This is a genomic window from Nonomuraea sp. NPDC048826 (assembly GCF_043198225.1).
GTDB lineage: Bacteria > Actinomycetota > Actinomycetes > Streptosporangiales > Streptosporangiaceae > Nonomuraea.
Genome location: NZ_JBICUQ010000003.1, coordinates 106,941 through 124,601 on the forward strand (window position 1 = coordinate 106,941; position 17,661 = coordinate 124,601).

The 17,661-nt window shown below is 71.4% G+C and carries 20 protein-coding genes; 10 read left to right on the top strand and 10 right to left on the bottom strand.

The features are described from left to right. Positions 1-25: 25 nt before the first annotated feature. A complete protein-coding gene (locus ACGFI7_RS11055) occupies positions 26-706 on the bottom strand; it encodes an NIPSNAP family protein (protein ID WP_393402156.1) in 681 nt (226 codons plus the stop codon). A gap of 184 nt (positions 707-890) precedes the next feature. Here ACGFI7_RS11055 and ACGFI7_RS11060 point away from each other — a divergent pair, with 184 nt between their 5' ends. From ACGFI7_RS11060 to ACGFI7_RS11070, 3 genes are read left to right on the top strand one after another with little or no spacing between them, the layout of a single operon-like run. Next, positions 891-1,148, top strand: coding sequence for a hypothetical protein (locus ACGFI7_RS11060; RefSeq protein WP_393402159.1), 258 nt, complete (start codon positions 891-893; stop codon positions 1,146-1,148). 21 nt (positions 1,149-1,169) lie between these two features. Then, positions 1,170-1,421 (top strand): hypothetical protein, encoded by a 252-nt coding sequence (locus ACGFI7_RS11065; RefSeq protein WP_393402161.1) that lies wholly within the window; start codon positions 1,170-1,172, stop codon positions 1,419-1,421. Positions 1,422-1,471: 50 nt separating this feature from the next. Beyond that, positions 1,472-2,287 (top strand): RimK family alpha-L-glutamate ligase, encoded by an 816-nt coding sequence (locus tag ACGFI7_RS11070; RefSeq protein WP_393402163.1) that lies wholly within the window; start codon positions 1,472-1,474, stop codon positions 2,285-2,287. Here the strand turns inward: ACGFI7_RS11070 and ACGFI7_RS11075 are convergent. Genes ACGFI7_RS11075 through ACGFI7_RS11095 form a run of 5 tightly spaced genes read right to left on the bottom strand, consistent with a single transcriptional unit; the run spans position 2,284 to position 6,329 of the window. Further along, the gene (locus ACGFI7_RS11075; RefSeq protein ID WP_393402165.1) at positions 2,284-3,030 is read right to left on the bottom strand and encodes an SDR family oxidoreductase; all 747 of its coding nucleotides are present in this window, start codon (positions 3,028-3,030) and stop codon (positions 2,284-2,286) included. The genes ACGFI7_RS11070 and ACGFI7_RS11075 overlap by 4 nt on opposite strands. A 48-nt stretch (positions 3,031-3,078) precedes the next feature. Then, positions 3,079-4,374: a DUF2252 domain-containing protein gene (locus tag ACGFI7_RS11080; RefSeq protein ID WP_393402168.1), complete on the bottom strand. Its 1,296-nt coding sequence runs from the start codon at positions 4,372-4,374 to the stop codon at positions 3,079-3,081. A gap of 33 nt (positions 4,375-4,407) precedes the next feature. Beyond that, positions 4,408-5,361, bottom strand: a complete 954-nt coding sequence (locus ACGFI7_RS11085; protein WP_393402170.1) for a hypothetical protein — start codon at positions 5,359-5,361, stop codon at positions 4,408-4,410. Continuing rightward, entirely contained in the window at positions 5,358-5,792 is a 435-nt protein-coding gene (locus tag ACGFI7_RS11090; RefSeq protein WP_393402172.1) for a PadR family transcriptional regulator, read from the bottom strand. Before ACGFI7_RS11090 ends, ACGFI7_RS11085 begins: the two co-directional genes overlap by 4 nt. A 21-nt stretch (positions 5,793-5,813) precedes the next feature. Then, complete coding sequence (locus ACGFI7_RS11095; protein WP_393403888.1) at positions 5,814-6,329, bottom strand: flavin reductase family protein; 516 nt, start codon at positions 6,327-6,329, stop codon at positions 5,814-5,816. Between the two features lie 932 nt (positions 6,330-7,261). Between ACGFI7_RS11095 and ACGFI7_RS11100 the strand changes: the two genes are divergently transcribed. The 3 genes from ACGFI7_RS11100 to ACGFI7_RS11110 all read left to right on the top strand — a co-directional run bounded on the left by ACGFI7_RS11100 (position 7,262) and on the right by ACGFI7_RS11110 (position 9,586). After that, on the top strand, positions 7,262-7,984 hold the full coding sequence (locus ACGFI7_RS11100) for a GntR family transcriptional regulator (RefSeq protein WP_393402174.1): 723 nt from the start codon (positions 7,262-7,264) through the stop codon (positions 7,982-7,984). A 215-nt stretch (positions 7,985-8,199) separates the two neighbouring features. Then, positions 8,200-8,802 (top strand): GNAT family N-acetyltransferase, encoded by a 603-nt coding sequence (locus ACGFI7_RS11105; RefSeq protein ID WP_393402176.1) that lies wholly within the window; start codon positions 8,200-8,202, stop codon positions 8,800-8,802. A 103-nt stretch (positions 8,803-8,905) separates the two neighbouring features. Beyond that, positions 8,906-9,586, top strand: a complete 681-nt coding sequence (locus ACGFI7_RS11110; protein WP_393402178.1) for a copper homeostasis protein CutC — start codon at positions 8,906-8,908, stop codon at positions 9,584-9,586. Positions 9,587-9,590: 4 nt separating this feature from the next. On the opposite strand, the gene ACGFI7_RS11115 is transcribed toward ACGFI7_RS11110, so the two are convergent. Both ACGFI7_RS11115 and ACGFI7_RS11120 read right to left on the bottom strand, forming a co-directional pair. After that, the gene (locus tag ACGFI7_RS11115) at positions 9,591-10,745 is read right to left on the bottom strand and encodes a DUF6986 family protein (protein ID WP_393402180.1); all 1,155 of its coding nucleotides are present in this window, start codon (positions 10,743-10,745) and stop codon (positions 9,591-9,593) included. A gap of 13 nt (positions 10,746-10,758) precedes the next feature. Further along, positions 10,759-12,060, bottom strand: a complete 1,302-nt coding sequence (locus ACGFI7_RS11120; RefSeq protein WP_393402183.1) for an FAD-dependent oxidoreductase — start codon at positions 12,058-12,060, stop codon at positions 10,759-10,761. Positions 12,061-12,304: 244 nt separating this feature from the next. Between ACGFI7_RS11120 and ACGFI7_RS11125 the strand changes: the two genes are divergently transcribed. The 4 genes from ACGFI7_RS11125 (at position 12,305) to ACGFI7_RS11140 (ending at position 16,195) form a co-directional block, all read left to right on the top strand. Then, the gene (locus ACGFI7_RS11125) at positions 12,305-12,760 is read left to right on the top strand and encodes a hypothetical protein (protein ID WP_393402185.1); all 456 of its coding nucleotides are present in this window, start codon (positions 12,305-12,307) and stop codon (positions 12,758-12,760) included. A 111-nt stretch (positions 12,761-12,871) separates the two neighbouring features. Next, positions 12,872-13,522 carry a hypothetical protein gene (locus ACGFI7_RS11130; protein WP_393402188.1) on the top strand — a complete coding sequence of 217 codons (651 nt, stop codon included), beginning with the start codon at positions 12,872-12,874 and terminating at the stop codon, positions 13,520-13,522. A gap of 72 nt (positions 13,523-13,594) precedes the next feature. After that, the gene (locus tag ACGFI7_RS11135; RefSeq protein ID WP_393402191.1) at positions 13,595-15,340 is read left to right on the top strand and encodes a proline--tRNA ligase; all 1,746 of its coding nucleotides are present in this window, start codon (positions 13,595-13,597) and stop codon (positions 15,338-15,340) included. A 63-nt stretch (positions 15,341-15,403) separates the two neighbouring features. Continuing rightward, complete coding sequence (locus tag ACGFI7_RS11140) at positions 15,404-16,195, top strand: methyltransferase domain-containing protein (protein ID WP_393402194.1); 792 nt, start codon at positions 15,404-15,406, stop codon at positions 16,193-16,195. Here ACGFI7_RS11140 and ACGFI7_RS11145 read toward each other — a convergent pair. Continuing rightward, complete coding sequence (locus tag ACGFI7_RS11145; protein WP_393402197.1) at positions 16,173-16,841, bottom strand: DUF998 domain-containing protein; 669 nt, start codon at positions 16,839-16,841, stop codon at positions 16,173-16,175. The genes ACGFI7_RS11140 and ACGFI7_RS11145 overlap by 23 nt on opposite strands. A 158-nt stretch (positions 16,842-16,999) precedes the next feature. Further along, positions 17,000-17,626 (bottom strand): PadR family transcriptional regulator, encoded by a 627-nt coding sequence (locus ACGFI7_RS11150; protein ID WP_393402199.1) that lies wholly within the window; start codon positions 17,624-17,626, stop codon positions 17,000-17,002. Positions 17,627-17,661: the final 35 nt, after the last annotated feature.

Sequence of the window (17,661 nt, forward strand, 5' to 3'; positions counted from 1 at the left end):
ACCCCACCGTTCACAGGCTCTGGGCTCACCTCAGGGTGGAGCGCGCGGCGGGGGACAGGCGCAGGCGTTGCGGGGGCGCCGTCAGCAGGGTGTCGGGGACGGACGGCGCGAGGTCGTCCTCCGCCCGGTCGAATCGCGTCAGCCAGACGAACACGTTCTCCCCTTCGCGTACGGGCAGCGCCGGGTAGGTGTTGGCCGAGGGCTCGGTCACGAAACAGGCGATCGGCGGCGCACCCGCCTCGACCAGGCCGGGCGCCACCTGTGAGGCGAAGTGGGCCGCGAACCCGTCCTCGACGTGACAGATCGTGGCCACGTACAGGGAGTCCGGGAGAGCGGTGGCGCCGACCGGCGGGCGCGGGCCGGTGGCGGTGAGGGGGCCAGGCCAGGACCAGCCGGGGCCGTCGGGCGCCGAGACGGGCCGGAGCAGGAGGACGTCGTCGGAGTCGATCATGGTGGCGTTGGCCGCGTCGCGGTTCGCCTTCCAGACGGGCCCCGAGTAGAAGGCGGTCAGCGCCGCCTTACGGGCCTCCATGCCGGGAAATGCCCGGAACCAGGGGTACTGGTCGGGGTCGTCGGGGTTCCTGAAGTGGCCGACGACCTGCATGCCCGCCGCCTCCTGCGTCTCGACGAACTCCCGCTCGAACAGCTCGATCAGGGTGTCCCTCCGGCCGGGGCGGAGCGTGTACCGGCGCAGTTCATAGATCACCCGGGGACGGTAGGCGGAGGTCGCTGACATCTCATGGCAGCGTCAGGGCAGAATAATCTTCTGATCACTCAAAGCTGTTGATTCACTACGCTGAGTTATACGATCGTTTTGGCTTTGACCCCCTCGGGTCAAGGCAGGTCAAGGAGGGCGTTCGCCACGCCCTCACACTGGCGAAGGAGCTGAAGTGATCAAGAAGCTGTGCGCCACGGGCTTCGTGGTGGCGGCGGCTGTCGGCGTCACGGTGCTGGCCGCACCGGCGCACGCCGACAGCTGGACGGACAACTGGAGCACCAACACCTCGTCGTCGCAGGCCGGCAACACGTTCTCCCGTGTCGGCGCGGCCAACGAGGGCCGGGGCCGGTCCGTCAACGTCAACAACCTCAACGGCTACGCCATCACGGCGGTCAACGGCAGCACCGCCGTGACCTACATCTTCTTCTGATCCGAAAGGACCCCGACAGACATGATCAAGAAGCTCGCTCTCATCGGTTTCACCGCCGCCGGCGTCGCCCTCCTGGCCGCGCCCGCTCACGCCGACACCTGGATCGACAACGCCAGCCGCAACAGCGAGTCGTCCCAGACCGGCAACAACTTCAGCAACGTCGGCACCAGCAACCGCGGCGGCTGGGCCGCGACCAACGTCAACAACATCAACGGCAACGCGGTCACGGCCACCAACCGCAGCTGGGCCCGCGTCGGCGTCGAGGTCGACTAGCAGGTGGAGGCGCCCGCGCTGCCCGGGGGCGCGGGCGCTACCATCGCCGGATGGTTCTGTGTGCTTACGTCACCTCTGACGACCCCGAAGGCCACGACGACGAGCGCGAGCCCGTCCTGGCGGCCTGGCGCGAGGCCGGCATCGAAGGGCGTGCCGAGCGCTGGGACGACCCGGAGACCGACTGGAGCGCCTACGACACCGTCGTCGTCCGATCGACGTGGGACTACCTCGACCGCAGGGCCGAGTTCGTGGCCTGGGCGCACCGCGTGGAGCGGGTCTCCCGCCTGCTCAACCCGGCCGCCGTCCTGGAGTCCAACACCGACAAGACCTATCTGCGCGACCTCGGCGTGCCGATCGTGCCCACCCACTGGTCCTCCCGCGACCTGCCTGACCACGCCGAGTACGTCGTCAAGCCCGCGATCTCGGCGGGCGCCCGCGACACGACCAGGACCGCCGACCGAGCCGAGGCCGCGGCCCGCGCCGCGGCGCTGGAAGCCGCCGGCCGCACGCCCATGGTCCAGCCCTACCTCGACATGGTCGAATCGGAAGGCGAGACCTCACTGCTCTACTTCAACCGTCGTCTCAGCCACGCCGTCCGGCGCTCGCCCATGCTGGCCTCCGGCATGACGGGCGTGGACAACGTCCGGGCGCAGCCGCGCACACCGGCCCCGGACCAGGTCGAACTCGCCGAGAAGGTGCTCGCCGCCATCCCACAGCCCCTTCTGTATGCCAGAGTCGACCTGGTCCGGCTCCCCGGCGGCGAACCGGCCCTGATCGAGCTGGAGCTGACCGAGCCGTACCTCTACCTGCGCCAGGCCCCCGGATCCACCGCCCGGTTCGCCGCCGCGCTGCGTGAGCTGCTTTAGGCCGTGATGCCGCCGTCCACCGGGATGACGGTCCCGGTGAGATAGGCGCCGGCGCGCGAGGCCAGGAAGATCGCCGCACCCGCCATGTCGTCGGGGCGCCCGATGCGGCCGAGGGGCACGTTGGAGGCGATCGAGGCCCGGGTCGAGGGATCGTTCAGGGCGAAGGCCATCATCTTGGAGTCGAACGGGCCGGGCGCGATGGCGTTCACCGTGATGTGCTCGGGGGCGAGCTGCCTGGCCAGGTGCCGGGTCAGCATGTGCACGGCCGCCTTGGTCGAGGAGTAGGCGTACGTCTCCATCACCGGCACCCTGATCCCGTCGACCGAGCCGACGTTGATCACCCGTGCCGGGTCGTCCTCGCCCGCCGCCTCGCGCAGCCGGGGCAGCAGGCGCTGGACGAGTGTGAAGGCGCCCTTGACGTTGATGCTCCAGAGCTTGTCGAAGGCGGACTCGGGATATTCCTCCAGCGGCGCGCCCCAGGTGGCGCCCGCGTTGTTGACCAGCACGTGCAGCGGCCCGTCGACGGCCGACACCAGCGCGTCCACCCCCTCGGGCGTGGACAGGTCGGCGACGACGGCGGTGCAGCCCAGCTCGGCCGCGGTCTTCTCCACCTCGGCCGCCTTGCGGGCGGAGATGATCACCTTCGCGCCCGCCGTCACGAACCCGGCCGCGATCATGCGTCCGATACCCCGGGAGCCGCCGGTGACGACGGCCGTCTTGCCTTCCACCGAGAACAGAGTCATGGACCGGAGCATGCCATACCGACCGGTTGGTCGCCATCCCCGGCGCGCTCAGACACCCGGCAGCCGGCCGTTGCGGAACAGGTCCACGAACCGCTGGTGATCCCCTCGGGCCTGGGCCCCGTACCGATGCGCGAAGTCCACCAAGGCCCCGATGAACCCCGGATGGTCGCCCCCGACCACGCCCACGATCGCCTCCTCCGTGGAGAAGGTGACCAGATCATGGCTGGACTCGTCGTCGGCCACCGCGTGCATGCGCGCCACCGCCCGCCCCAGATCCAGCATGATCGCGTGCAGGTCCGCGGGCTCGTTCACGTCGTCCCAGTCGAGATCGGCCGAGTACGGCGACACCTCGGCGACGAGCTGGCCCACGCCGTCCAGGGTGGTGTAGCCGAGCCACGGGTCGGCGTACGCCTGCAGCGCCCGCTGCGACTCCGCCGTCCGATGCCCCTGATGCCGGAAGTAGCGGGTCACCTTCTCGTCGGTGATGTGGCGGGCCACCGCCGGCACCTGGGCCTGCTTCATGTAGAGGATGACGTCGTTCTCCAGCGCCTGCGAACGGCCTTCCAGCAGGAGGTTGTACGACGGCAGCCCGGCCGAGCCGATGCCCACGCCCTTGCGCAGCGCCGCATCCTTGATCACGTGCTCCACCGGGTTCGAGGGCGTGGGCAGCGTGGACAGGTAGTCCTCGAACGCGGCCAGCAGCGCCTGCCGCGTCCCGTCGGCGACCGGCTCGCGGCCTTCCATGAACGCGAACCGCCGCTCGTAGTCGTCGACCACGGTCTCCACGTCGAGCATCGCCACCCGGGTCCGCAGCCGGGCCGTCTGCAGCACCCGGTGCAGCACCCCCGAGGTGGTGTCCAGGGTCAGCGAGCCGATGGCGTCGTCGCCGCCCCGCGCGATCGCGGTCAGCTCGGTGAGGTACGCGCCGCCGAAGTCGCCGACCAGCGCGCTGATGGCCTCGTCCGACAGCGCCTTGGCGTACCCGAGGAGCGCCACGCTGGCCGCGAACCGCTTGAGGTCCCAGAGGTACGGGCCGACGTACGCCTCGTCGAAGTCGTTGACGTTGAACACCAGGACCCCGGAGGCGTTCATGTAGGTGCCGAAGTTCTCCGCGTGCAGGTCGCCGTGGATCCACACGCGGCTGGTCGCCCGGTCGAGGTACGCCTCGTCGGCGTACCCGGAGGTGAGGTCCGCGTAGAACAGGCAGGCGCTGCCCCGGTAGAACGCGAACGGTGAGGCCGCCATCTTCCGGAACTTGCGCCGGAACGCGGACGGGTCGCGCTGGATCGATTCGCCGAACTCCGTCATCAGGACATCGAGCAGGAAGGTGGAGCGTGTGCCCATACTGCGGACGGTAGATCTTGCGAGGGCCTCCGGCTAGACCGCCGCCGGGAGCGCCCGCCTTCCCGTGACGCCGAGCCCGACCGCCAGGACCGCCAGGAGAGCCGCCTGGGCCAGACCCGTGGTCAGGAACGGTCCGTACGCGTCGACCAGGTCCATGAGCCGCGCCGCCAGGAGCAGCGCCGCCAGCATGGCCAGGGCGAGCCGCCACGGCGCGGACGACCCGCGGACCACGCAGATCACCGCGCCCGCCGTCAGCGCCGCCACGCCCAGCCCGATCGGGTCCGCCCACATCAGCAGCCACGTCCACGAGACGGCGGGCAGGACGGCCCCCACGACGCCGCCCGCCACGAGCGGGGCCGCCGTCCGGCGCCACGACAGCGTCGCCGGGCGGGCGTCGCGGTGGTGGCCCAGCAGCAGCGCGACCACCAGGACCGTCGTCAGGGTGAGCCACATGAACGTCTGCGGCCAGGGCGCGGGGATCTCGACGAGGCGGACGGCGGTGGCCCCGGCGACCGGGACCAGGGCGAGGACCGCGGCCCGCCCGGCCGCCCGGGAGTGCCCGCGGGCCAGCGCCGTGAACGCCACGATCCAGCAGCCCGACTCGGCCGCGTCCAGCAGGAGGAACAGCCGGCCGGTCGAGCGCGGCGCCCCGGTGAGCAGCGCGTCCTGCACGCCTGCCTGGTAGACCAGGGTGAGCACCGAGACCGCGGCGAGGAACGCCAGGCCGAGCAGGGCCATCAGCCGCACCGCCGCGCCCCGGGCGAACGCCCGCGCGGGCGCGTCCTGGCCGCCGAGCCGCAGCCGCACCGCCAGCGCGAGCACGCTGCCCACCTCTCCCCAGCCGGGGCGCGGGTTGCCGGCGTCGGGCGCGTCGCCCGCGGCCTCCAGGAACGCCGCGACCATCTCGTCCTCACGCTCGCGCCGGTAGCTCTCCGGCAGCAGCCGCAGCACCGCGCGGTAGCGCTGCTCCAGCAGCACGTCCTTCATCCTGCACCTTCCGTGCGAACGCGAGGGAAGAGGAAGCCCAGGCGCCTGCCACCGGTCGCCTGGGCTTCCGGCCGGGCGCTCGCGCCGAACCGGGCGCTCAGGCCGGGTTGGGCGCCGGCCTGGCGGGCGCGCAGTCGTACGGTGGCCGCTTCGGCGTTGGCGGTCAGCCGGGCGGCCTCCTCCTGGAGGGCGGCGGCGCCCTCGTCGGTCAGCCGGTAGTAGCGCCGCAGCCGGCCCTGCCGGACCTCTTCGCGGTCGAGCGCGACCAGGCCCTGCGCGGCCAGCCGGTCGAGCACCCCGTACAGACTGCCGATCTTGAGCTGGACGCGGCCGCCGGAGATGCGCTCGACCTCCTGGACGATGCCGTAGCCGTGCTGCGGCTCGCCCGCGAGCGCCGTCAGCGCGAGGAACATCGGCTCTGTGATAGCCATGCTCCTACTATATCTTGCGAGTCAAGATATCGGGTCGAACCCACCATAGGAGCGGTTGTAGAACACCAGCGGGCCGCCGTCGGCGTGGGTGTCGAGCTGCAGCACACGGGCCACCACGATGACGTGGTCCCCTGCGGGATGCTCGGCGTCGACCCGGCAGTCGATCCAGGCCAGCGCGCCATCGAGCACCGGGTTCCCGGCGGGCGACTCCCTCCAGGTCAGGCCCGCGAACTTGTCTCCGCCGCGGGTGGCCATCTGGACACAGACGGCCCGCTGGTGTTCGGCCAGCATGTTCACGGTGATCACCTTGGCCGCCCGCAACCGGGGCCAGCTCGTGCTGCTGTACGCCACGCAGAACGCCACGAGCGGGGGATCGATCGAGACCGAGGTGAACGAGTTGGCCGCGAGGCCGCATGGCCGGCCCTCGTGGTCGAGCGCGGTGATGGCCACTACTCCGGTGGCGAACCGGCCGAGCACCGCGCGGAACGTCCCGGGGTCCACTGGATCGCTCGCGATGGGGCGTGGCCGGCACAGCAGGGAGGCGAGCCGCTGTTCCTGGGTGAGTAGCTCACGAGTGATCACCGGGGCCGCCTCCTGTCGCTCTTACCAAGCGCTTGCTTGGTAAGCTAGGCCGCCCACCCCGCCCCGTCAAGAGGCGGCAGGCGGGATCTTTACGGACGGCACCGAATCCGCGGGGAGTGAGTTCACGATAGGGAACCCTGACCGCCCTCGGCAGGCAAGAAAAGCGTCACCCGCCACCCGTGAACCGTCACCGTGCCGCGAGGGAAGAAAGTGCTGCCGTGGGGTGACAAGGCGGCTCCTCCCGGAAGGGAAAAGGGGATAAAGCCCTCAAGAAGCTCTGAAAGGCCCCGAAAAGGAGGAACGCGCGCCCTGGCGGGCGTGGGGGACCCGCCAGGACGCGCTTCCTGCCCCGTGAGCGGCGACCCAGGACTCCGGCGAGGGATGGAGTCCTAAGCCGAGTTGTCGCGCACGGAGTTGGTGGGGGAGTGACCCTCTCGCGAGGACTCCGGGTGTTGGTCTAGCTGCGGCGATGCAACCCGCCGTGCCGGCCTGGACGCTTCCGGGGCGCTGACGGGGGCGCTCCCCCCATGCCTGTTGGGGGGCCCGTCTTGGCACCGGAGGCTCGGCTCGGTTAACACGGAAGGCACGGAACCGCCGGGTCGGACGCTCCTCTGGCTGATGTGGTGGAACCCGTGGCGAGGCAACTCGTAACGCAGTAAACGTGTTGCTTCGCAGGGGTCCCGCCAGGGCACGTACGGCATACCCGTGCGGACCGGCACCACCGGCCCTCACCCCCTCACCGGCCTTTCGATGGATTTGTACCAACGAATGGATGATGCGGCTGCGGATGCCGTCCGGTCAAGGGGGAGATGGTCTGCTAGAACCAGATCGTCTAAATTGTTGGAACAAAAGGGGTGAAAGTGGCAAGGTCGGTGCTGTATCAGCAGGTGGCTTCGGAACTGAGAAGGGCCATCTACTCCGGCATACTCGGCCCCGGAGCACAGCTGCCGACCGAGGCGCAGCTCATGGAAGACCATGGGGTGAGCCGCAACACCGTCCGATTGGCCCTCGGGGAACTGGTGAACGAAGGGCTCGTAACGCGCACGCCACGGCGCGGCACGGTGGTCAGGGATCGCAGGCCGCTGCTCATCTACCCGCAGCGCGAGCTGGAGCCGCAGCCGTCCGGAGAGCTGCGCGAGGCCTTCGCCTACGCGGTCACGCAAGAAGGCCGCGCGCCCAGCCAGTACATAGAGGTTCTGACCGTATCTCCCGTGGAGGAGATCGCCAGCAGGCTGGAACTGGCCGACGGGGAGCTCGCGGTGGTGCGGCGACGCCTGCGGTTCGTGGACGGCCAGCCCTACAACACCAACGACTCCTACTTCCCGCGGGAGCTGGTGGCCGACTCGGTGATCGCCCGGCCGGGCGACATCGAGCGCGGCGCCAACCGGGTTCTGGAGGAGCTGGGGCACGAGCAGGTGCGGGTGGTGGACGACATCTGGGCGCGCATGCCCAATCAGGAGGAGGCTGAGCGGCTCCAGCTGGAGCTCGGCACGCCGGTCGTGGTCTACGTCCGGGTCGGTTACGACCGTTTCGATACGCCGGTGCGCGTCGCGGTGTCGGTGCTGCCTGCCGACAAACATCTGATCAGATACGAGCTCGATCGCCGCTGACAGAGCTCGGTTGGGGGTGATCCCGCCGGCCGCGGCACAGTGAGCCTGCCGTCTCGCTGGGCGCGGGGAGTTATAACGCTCCCCATATTGCGATTTATCCGTATATATCGGGCTATCGGATAAATCGGGCCTTAGGCCCCTATTCGGGGTTTGCGTCCCATCCGACGATCACGTTCCGCATTCGCATGCCTGCGTACCGCAACGAAAGGTGAACCATGCGCACGAACACCCTCCTGCACCCGCTCACCCTCAGACGGGCCGAGCCCGTCGACCTCCACGGAGTCCTCGCCCTCCTGGCCGACACGGCCGGCTGGCTGCACGCCCGGGGCGTCAGGCAGTGGCCCCGGGAAGGCTTCGGCCCGGACCGTATCACGCCGCTGATCGAGGAGCGAGTGCTGTACCTGCTGGAGGACGAGCTGCGTACGCTCGACCCCCGCGGGCGGCGGTCGCCCGTCGCGACCATCGCGCTCGACCGGCACGCCGATCCGGAGTTCTGGACCGAGGCCGACGATCCCGGCGCGGCGCTGTACGTGCACAAGCTCGCGGTGGCGCGGCCCTGGTCGGGGAGCGGCCTGGGAGACGCCCTGCTCGACTGGGCGGGCGCCACCGCGTACGGGTCCGGACTGCCGTGGCTGCGGCTGGACTGCGCCAAGCGCAACGAAGGGCTGCAGCGCTACTACCTGCGCCGGGGCTTCCGCCACGTGCGCACGGTGGATCTGCCGCACCGCGCGTCAGGGGCGTTGTTCCAGCGCGGGGCCGCCGACCTGGCGATCACGGCCTTCCGCGACCTCACGGCGCCCGAGCTGATCGTCGCCTGACCGTCGCCTGACGGCCCGCTGATTCGGGGAGTGCGGGCCCCGGCCCGCGCTCTCCGAAGATCCACCGGCAAATGGGGGCAGATCGCCCTATACCCTCTGCACCATGACGGGATCCCTGCTGGAGGTCATCGCGCTCGGCGTGCGTGACGCCGTGGCCGCCGAAGAGGGCGGCGCCGACCGCCTGGAGGTCGTCACCGGGATGGCGGTGGGCGGGCTCACCCCGGCCCCCGAGATCGTGGCGGCGATCGCCGCCGAGTGTCCGCTGCCGCAGATGGTGATGCTCCGCTGCGACGAGGGCTTCACGGCGGACGGCGACGTGCTGGACCGCCTGCGGCGCGACGCCCGCGAGCTGGCGCAGGCCGGCGCCGCCGGGTTCGTCTTCGGGTTCCTGGACGAGACGGGCGCCGTGGACCTGGCGGCCACCGAGGCCCTCATCCACGCGGTGTCCCCGCTGCCCTGGACGTTCCACCGCGCCGTCGACCACGCGGCCGACGTGCACGCCTCCTGGCGGGCCGTGCGGCTGCTGCCCAACCTGGCGACCGTGCTCTCCGCCGGCTCGCCGCACGGCGTGGGCGACGGCCTGCCGGTGCTCAAGGGGCGCGCCGACGCAGGCGACGCCTCCATCGTCCTGGCGGGCGGCGGACTCAAGCCCCGGCACGTTCCGGACCTGTTGGACTACGGCATCCGCGCCTTCCACGTGGGCTCGGCGGTCCGGCGGAGCTGGGCCGACCCGGTGGACCCGCACCTGGTCCGCCGCTGGCGCTCGTTGATCGAACGCGACTGACCCGTCAGAGCAGTGCCGCGTCGGCCCGGCGCAGCGCCGCGACCAGCGTCTTGATCGTGGCCGGCTCGTCCATGACGCCGCCGCCCGCCGCGCGCCGCTCCTCCCAGGCGCGCACCCGCTCCCGGTACGCGTCGTACCGCGCCAGGTGGAAGGCGTAGACGGTGGCGAACCGGCTCACCAGGTGGGAGGGATGCATGTCCCACCCCTGGTGGAAGCCGTGCGCCAGGGAGTGGCGGACCAGCTCCGCGTGCCGCCGCCACAGCGCGCGCACGTCCGCGGCCGAGCCGGAGGCGGGCGAGGCGGCCAGCGACCCGTCGGACAGCTCCACCCCGGTGCCCGCGAACGCCGTCTGCATCACGTGCCGCGCGTGGTCGCACGCCGGATGGTCGAGCCGCTGCTCGTGCGGCGGCAGCCCGAGCGCCGCGGTGTAGTCGAAGACCCCGAAGTGCGCCGCGGCCAGCCGCCCGCCCAGCTCGCCGGCCAGCTCGGCGCGGAGGAACCGCACGGTCTGCGGCGCCTCCACCTGGATCTCGAACCGCAGCCTCGCGAGCCCGAGCGCTTCCTCCAGCCGCTCCAGGAACACGCCGAACTGGCCCAGGTACGCCTCCATCAGCACCTTGGGGAAGGTCACCGTGAACCCGCCGGGCAGTTCGCCGAGCCGTTCGACGATCCCGGTGACGAACCCGTCGAGCGTCCGCACCGACCGTTCCGGGTCGCCGTCGGCGAACGACTTGACCCGGGGGCCCCACCGGCGCGGCAGCGTGCCCGCCGCGCGCATCGCGGCCAGTGCCTCGACCGCCTGCTCGACGTGGCCGTCCTCCTCGCCGGGCCGCACCCCGTACCCGTCCTCGAAGTCCACCCGCAGGTCCTCGACCGGCTCGGTGGCGAGCTTGCGCAGCACCCGCTCGTGCACGGCGGCCGACAGCTCGTCGGGCACCCCGAACACCTCGGCCAGGTCGGCGGGCGTGGCCAGGTGCGCCTTGGCCAGCGCCAGCGCCTCGTCGCCCCACGCGGCCACGGTGCCGGCCGTGAACCGGTCGGCGGGCACGTACACGGTGTGCACCGGCTGCCAGGCAGGCTCCCCCGGGGGGTAGCGATCCTGCTGCTCTTGGTAGACCTCCTGGAAGCCGGGGACGCCGGACGGGAGGGTGGTGCGCATCGGTGTTCCTCTCTCAGGGACGGCAGGCCCGCAGCATCGCCTCCAGGCCGACCAGCTTGACCCGGTCGCCCCGGCCCAGCGACTTGGCCAGCTCGCCCTCGGCGGCCTCGATCGCCTGCCATTCCTCGTACGTCACCGGGCGCACGCCCCGCTCGGCCAGCAGCGCGTCGAGCGGCGTGAGGTCGCGCGGCGGCCGGCCGGACAGGTCGGCGAGCAGCGTGCGGACCGTCTCGGCGGCGTCGGACTTGTTCGTGCCGATCACGCCGGTGGGGCCGCGCTTGAGCCAGCCGGCCACGTACTCGCGCTCGCGCACCCGCCCCGCCTCGTTCGGCACCGTCATGGTCTTCTCCGAGAACGGCACCCCCGGCAGCGGGACGCTCTGGTAGCCGACCGAGCGCAGCACCATGCCGACCGGCAGCGTCTCGTACTCGCCGGTGCCGACCACGCGGCCCTCGGGCGACAGGCGGGTGCGCTCCAGCTTGAGCCCCTCGACCCGGTCGGTGCCCAGGATCTCCACAGGCCGCAGCCAGAACCGCACGTCGAGCCGGCGCGGCCGGCCGGCCGGGCCCCGCTCCGACCACGAGCGCAGCACGTCGATGTTGCCCTTGATCTGGCGCGGGAAGTCGCCGCCGAGCACCACGGCCTCCTCGGGGCGCACGCACACGTCGGCGTTGGTCAGCTCGCCCAGCTCGCGCAGCTCCTTGAGGGTGAACTTGGCGTGCTCGGGCCCGCGGCGGCCGATCATGTGGACGGCCTTGACCTGGCTGCCGGCCAGCCGCTCCAGCACCTCGTGCGGCACGTCGGTCGAGCTCAGCTCCTCGGCGGTCTTGGCCAGGATCCGCACCACGTCGACGGCGACGTTGCCGACGCCGATCACCGCCACCTCGGGGCTGTCGAGCGTGAACCGCGACGGGTCCACGTCGGGGTGCCCGCAGTACCAGTTGACGAAGTCGGTGGCGGCCACGCTGCCGGGGAGGTCCTCGCCGGGGATGCCGAGCCGCCGGTCCACCATCGCGCCGGTGCAGTAGACCACCGCGTCGTAGCAGGACAGCAGGTCCTCGACGGTCAGGTGCTCGCCGAGCGTGACCCCGCCGAGGAAGCGCACCTCGGGCAGCTCCAGCACCCTGCGCAGGTAGTTGGCGATCGACTTGATCGACGTGTGGTCGGGCGCGACGCCGTACCTGACCAGGCCGTACGGGGTCGGCAGCCGTTCGAGCACGTCCACCCGCACCGGCTCGCCCGACTGTTTGACCAGTGCCTCCGCCGTGTAGATCCCGGCAGGACCGGATCCGATGACCGCCACGCGCAACGTCACGCCGCCTCCCTCGCTCCGGCGATTGTGCACCTTGGGACACAGGGCCCACCAGGGTGCGGTCCGCCGACGTGATCGGTGTATCCCCGATCGCCCGTACAGATGAACCCGTCTTTCGTGCATACCGCTCGATGGTGATGTCTGTCGATATGTCCGCTCATGTTCTGGTGGTCCGCCTGGCTGAAGCGCGAAGCCGCCGGGCGCCTCCCCTTGCGGAAACGCGTCCGCCCCGATCACAGTGTTGCTCGTGAGGCGAAAGCACGCGCCGCGACGGAAGAAGGCCGGCACCCCGCCCGCCGTGGTCGGCGACCCGGCGGCCGACGGCGCCGTGCACTACGAGGCCTTCGGCCGGGTGATGGCCGCCCTGGCGACCGAGGCCGACTTCATCGAGTCCTGCCGCGATCTGACCTGGTGGCGCGGCGCCGACCTGAGCTGGCACGTCGAGTGGCGCGACGGCCCGTTCGCCGCCGAGGCGGCGGCGCTGCTCGCCGACCGCATGCCCGAGCTGGTCGAGCCGGGCGCGAGCGACGACTCCGCGGCCGTGCTCGCCGTCATGGGCGTCCGCTTCGAGCTGCGCGCCATCGACCCGATGGGCCGGGTCCGGGTACGCGCCCGCCCCGGCCTCTGGCGTCTGGCCGAGGCGCTCGACACCACCCGCCGCACCAACACCCGCCATCCGTGGGAGGAACTCCTGGGCGGCTGACGCGCCGTCTTACTTCCGGTTAACCCAAATTTGCCTTTTCTGTACGGTCACATAATGTGGTTGTGGTCGTCCATTGGCGTCTGCCAGGGGAAGGGACGACCGGGGACTGAGATGAAGACAAGCGCAATCGACTACGACTCCTTCGCCGAGTTCGACCGGCGGCAGCGTGGCATCGAGATCCATCTGGTGGTGGCCTTCTTCGCCGGCCTGGCCGTCGGGCTCGCCGGCGTGCTCGGCGCCGGCCGGATCCCCGGCTGGCTGGGCCAGATCTACGACCCGTACGTCTATCTCGCCCTGGCGGTCGCCGTCGGGGCCACCGCGTCCGGGTTCGGGTGGGCGCTGCTGACCACGTTCCTCGCGGCGGTGTCGACCGTGGTGGCCGCCATGGCCGGCAGCGCCCTGCGCGGCGACGCCGGCCTCGCCCCGCTCGGCGGCACACCCGACGGGCTGCTCTGGACGCTCGCGCTGCTGCTCGGGCTCGGGCTGACGGCGTACGCGACCCGCAGGGACGACCACTGGGGCGACCTCGCGGCCGGGATGATCGGCGCCCTCCTGGTGACCGACGTGGTGGAACGGGCGACGCCCGGGTTCGTCGCCGCCGAGCCGTACGTCCGGTCGCTGCCCGTCCTGCCGGTCGTCGTCCTGGCCGCGGGCGGCGTGCTCCTGCTGCGGCGCACGGGACCGGCGCGGGCGCGGGCTCTGGTGATCACCGCCGTCGCGGCCGGGATGTTCGCCCTGGGGCTGACCGTCCTGCCGGTGTGATAAGCCCGCGCGCCCGCCTCCTCGGAATCGATAGCCTGTAAGCCTTCAGCCGGTTCCGACCAAGGAGTAGTCGTGTTGCTGCGCATGTCGTCGTTGTTTCTTCGCACCCTGCGGGACGACCCGGCAGACGCGGAAGTGCCGAGCCACAAGCTCCTCGTTCGCGCCGGATACGTCCGCCGGGTAGCGCCCGGAATCTACTCCTGGCTGCCCCTGGGCAAGATCGTGCTGGAGAACATCACCCGCGTCGTCCGCGAGGAGATGAACCGGATGGGCGGCCAGGAGGTGCTCTTCCCCGCCCTGCTGCCCCGCGAGTACTACGAGGCCACCGGCCGCTGGACCGAGTACGGCGACACGCTCTTCCGCCTGCACGACCGCAAGGGCGCCGACTATCTGCTCGGCCCCACCCACGAGGAGCTCTTCACCGACATGGTGAAGGGCGAATACTCCTCCTACAAGGACTACCCGGTCACGCTCTACCAGATCCAGACCAAGTATCGCGACGAGGCCAGGCCCCGGGCCGGCATCCTGCGCGGCCGCGAGTTCCTCATGAAGGACTCCTACTCGTTCGACCTCGACGACGACGGCCTCAAGCGCTCCTACGAGCAGCACCGCGAGACCTACATCCGCACCTTCGACCGGCTCGGCATCCGCTACAAGATCGTGTTCGCCACGTCGGGCGCGATGGGCGGCTCGGCCTCGGAGGAGTTCCTGGCGCCCACGCCCACCGGCGAGGACACGTTCGTGGCCTGCCACTCGTGCGGCTACGCCGCCAACGCCGAGGCCGTGACGACGCCCGCGCCCGCCGCCCGCGCCCTCGACGGGCTGCCCCCGCTGCGCGTCATGGACACCCCCGACACCCCGACCATCGAGTCGCTGGTCTCGTACGTCAACGAGCACCACGGGCTGTCCGTCACCGCCTCCGACACGCTCAAGAACGTCGTCGTCAAGGTCTCCACGCCCGGCTCCGACAAGGTCGAGACCCTGGTCATCGGCGTGCCCGGCGACCGTGAGGTCGACTTCAAGCGGCTGGAGGCCGCGCTGGCGCCCGGCGAGCCCGCCATCTTCGAGGCCGACGACTTCGCCAAGCACCCCGGCCTGGTCCGCGGCTACATCGGCCCGCAGGTGCTGCGCGAGCTCGGCATCCGCTACCTCGTCGACCCCCGGGTCGTGACGGGCACCGCCTGGGTGACCGGCGCCAACGAGCCCGGCAAGCACGCCGCCGACGTCGTCGCGGGCCGCGACTTCGAGCCCGACGGCACGATCGAGGCCGCCGAGGTGCGCGCCGGCGACCCCTGCCCCCGCTGCGGGTCCGCGCTGTCGATCGACCGCGGCATCGAGATCGGCCACATCTTCCAGCTCGGCCGCAAGTACGCCGACGCCGCGGGGCTCGACGCGCTCGGCCCCGACGGCAAGCCGGTCCGCGTCACCATGGGCTCCTACGGCATCGGCGTCTCCCGCGCGGTCGCGGTGATCGCCGAGCAGGCCCACGACGAGCTCGGTCTGGTCTGGCCGCGCGAGGTCGCGCCCGCCGACGTGCACATCGTCGGCACCGGCAAGGACCGTCAGGTCGAGGCCGCGCTGGAGCTGGGCGGCGAGCTGGAGTCGCGGGGCCTGCGGGTGCTCGTCGACGACCGGCCCCAGGTGTCGCCCGGCGTCAAGTTCAAGGACGCCGAGCTGCTCGGTCTGCCCACGATCGTGGTGATCGGCAGGGGCCTGGCCCAGGGCGTGATCGAGCTGCGCGACCGGGTGACCGGCGAGAAGCGGGAGATCCCGCTCGCCGAGGCCGCGGACCAGATCGTCGCCGCCTGCGAATCCTGACAAAGACGGGCCGAACACCGCCCCGGTTTGACGGGGCGGTGAGTGGCTGTAACGCTCGGTCCGGTGAAGCCACATGTCGAACTGAAAGATTTCTGGGAGCGGCGCCTCCAGTCCGACTGGACCGAGAGCGGCGTCGGCTACAAGGCCCTCGGCAGGGCGTTCAACATCTGGATGTATCGCGTGCGCGCCGAGGGCTTCCGCCGCGAGGTCACCACGCTGGGCCTCAACCTGCCGAAGTGCCGGATTCTCGACATCGGCTCGGGCACCGGCTTCTACGTCCGCCAGTGGCGGGCGCTGGGCGCCGAGTCCATCACCGGCAGCGACCTCACCGACGCGGCCGTCGACCGCCTGCGCGGCCGGTTTCCCGACGACACGTTCCTGCGGCTCGACATCGCCGACCCCGGTGACACGCTCGCCGACGCCGCCTACGACGCGGCGTCGGCGATGGACATGCTCTTCCACATCACCGACGACACCCGTTACCGCGCCGCCCTGCACAACATCGGCAGGGCGGTGCGGTCAGGCGGCGTCCTGGTCCTGTCGGAGAACTTCCTGCACCGGCCGGAGCAGCGCTCCGACTACCAGGTCAACCACACGCTCCCGTGGATCACCGCGGCCCTCGACGAGGCCGGGTTCGACGTGGTGCGCCGCGTCCCCATGCTCGTCCTGATGAACGCCCAGGTCGACGCCAACCCTCTCTGGCGCAAGCTGTGGGGCGGTTTCCTGCGCGCGGTCACGCTGACCGAGTTCACCGGGTGGCTGGCCGGGGCCCTGCTCTATCCCGTCGAACGCCGTCTGGTCCGCGTGCTGCGCGAGAGCCCGACCACGGAGATCATGATCTGCCGCCGCCGCTGACCCCGGGCCGCCGGCGGAACGCCAGCACCCCCATGGCCGCGAACCACGCGTGCACCTCCACGACGCCCAGCCGCTGCACCAGCCCGGCCACCCCATGCTCGGCCCCGCCGGGGGTGGGCCGGAAGGTCACGAAGAACAGCACGACCAGCGCCAGCGTCAGCGGGCCGCCGGCCATCAGCCATGTGCCGAACCGCCGCCAGCCCGGTAAGCGGCGGAAGTACCTCCCCGCCACCAGGAAACCGATCACCGGCGCGCCGACGGCCAGCACGTAGCCGAGCGTGTGCGGCAGCATCTCCTCAAGGGTGAACAACCCGCACAGCACCTGGCCGACGCCGCTGAGCCCGAGCAGCGCCGCGCAGACCCGGCGGCCGGGCGCGGCGGCGACCCGGAAGACGCCGGCCACACCCGCGGTCAGCATGAGCCCGGTGACGACGAACGCGGCGTTCATGTACGGCGCGGTGACGCCCAGGCCGAGCCCGCTGATGGGCTGGCTGACGGGCGAGTAGCCCTCGAACCGGTGGCCGAAGAGCGTGTAGCCGGGGCTGATCAGGCCGAGCACGAGCCAGGACAGCTCGAACAGCGCGGGCCCGGCGACCGCCCCCAGGGCGATCCAGCGTGCGGTTGACGGATGGGCGGAACGGAACATGACGACACTCCTCCGGTGGACGACACGTCCCACGGGGAGGAATCCCGGCTACCCTTGCGGTTGCCTGCCTCGTGCGCCGGGTCCCGTTCCCGCGGGATCTGATACGAGGTCGACCCCGGTCGCGGTGTTCCCGCACCGCACCGGGGTCCTTTCACAGGTCAGCCCGGCTGACCACCTCCGTCCGGGTCCCACGCGGCGTGCGCCAGCGCCCAAGCGGGGCCCCAGCCGGTCTCGGGGTCGGTGATCCGCCGTACGAACCGCTCGACGAACGCGGTCTCGGCGTCCAGCAGCGCGAGCCGGTACTCCTCCTCGATGACGAACAGCTCCGGCAGCCCGGAGCTCACCGCGCCCTCGATCAGGGCGGTGATCTCCGCGCGCTGCCCGGCGAGCCGGTCCAGCCGCCTGCGCAGCAGCTCCACGGCCCGCTCCGGCGGCATCGCCCCGATCAGCGACAGCGCGGCCACGAACGCGGGGTACTCGTGCCTCGGCTGCTCGACCAGCTCGCTCAGCCACTCGCGCAGCTCCCGCCGCCCCGCGTCGGTGAGCCCGTACACGGTCCGCTCGGGGAGCTGCCCCTGCCGGCCGGTGCCGACCTCGGCGATGAACCCGGCGCGGGCCAGCTGCCTGACGACCGAGTAGAGAGAGCCGTGGTTGTACTTGATGCTGCGGGCGTCCCCGTGCTCGCGCAGGGTCCGGCCGAGCTCGTACGGGTGCATCGGGCCCCGGCTCAGGTAGGACAGCACGGCCAGCGCCAGCAGATTGCCCACCGCCCGCTTCTCCGCCATGCCCGCCTCCTTGTAGTTACTGTCAACTATCCGAC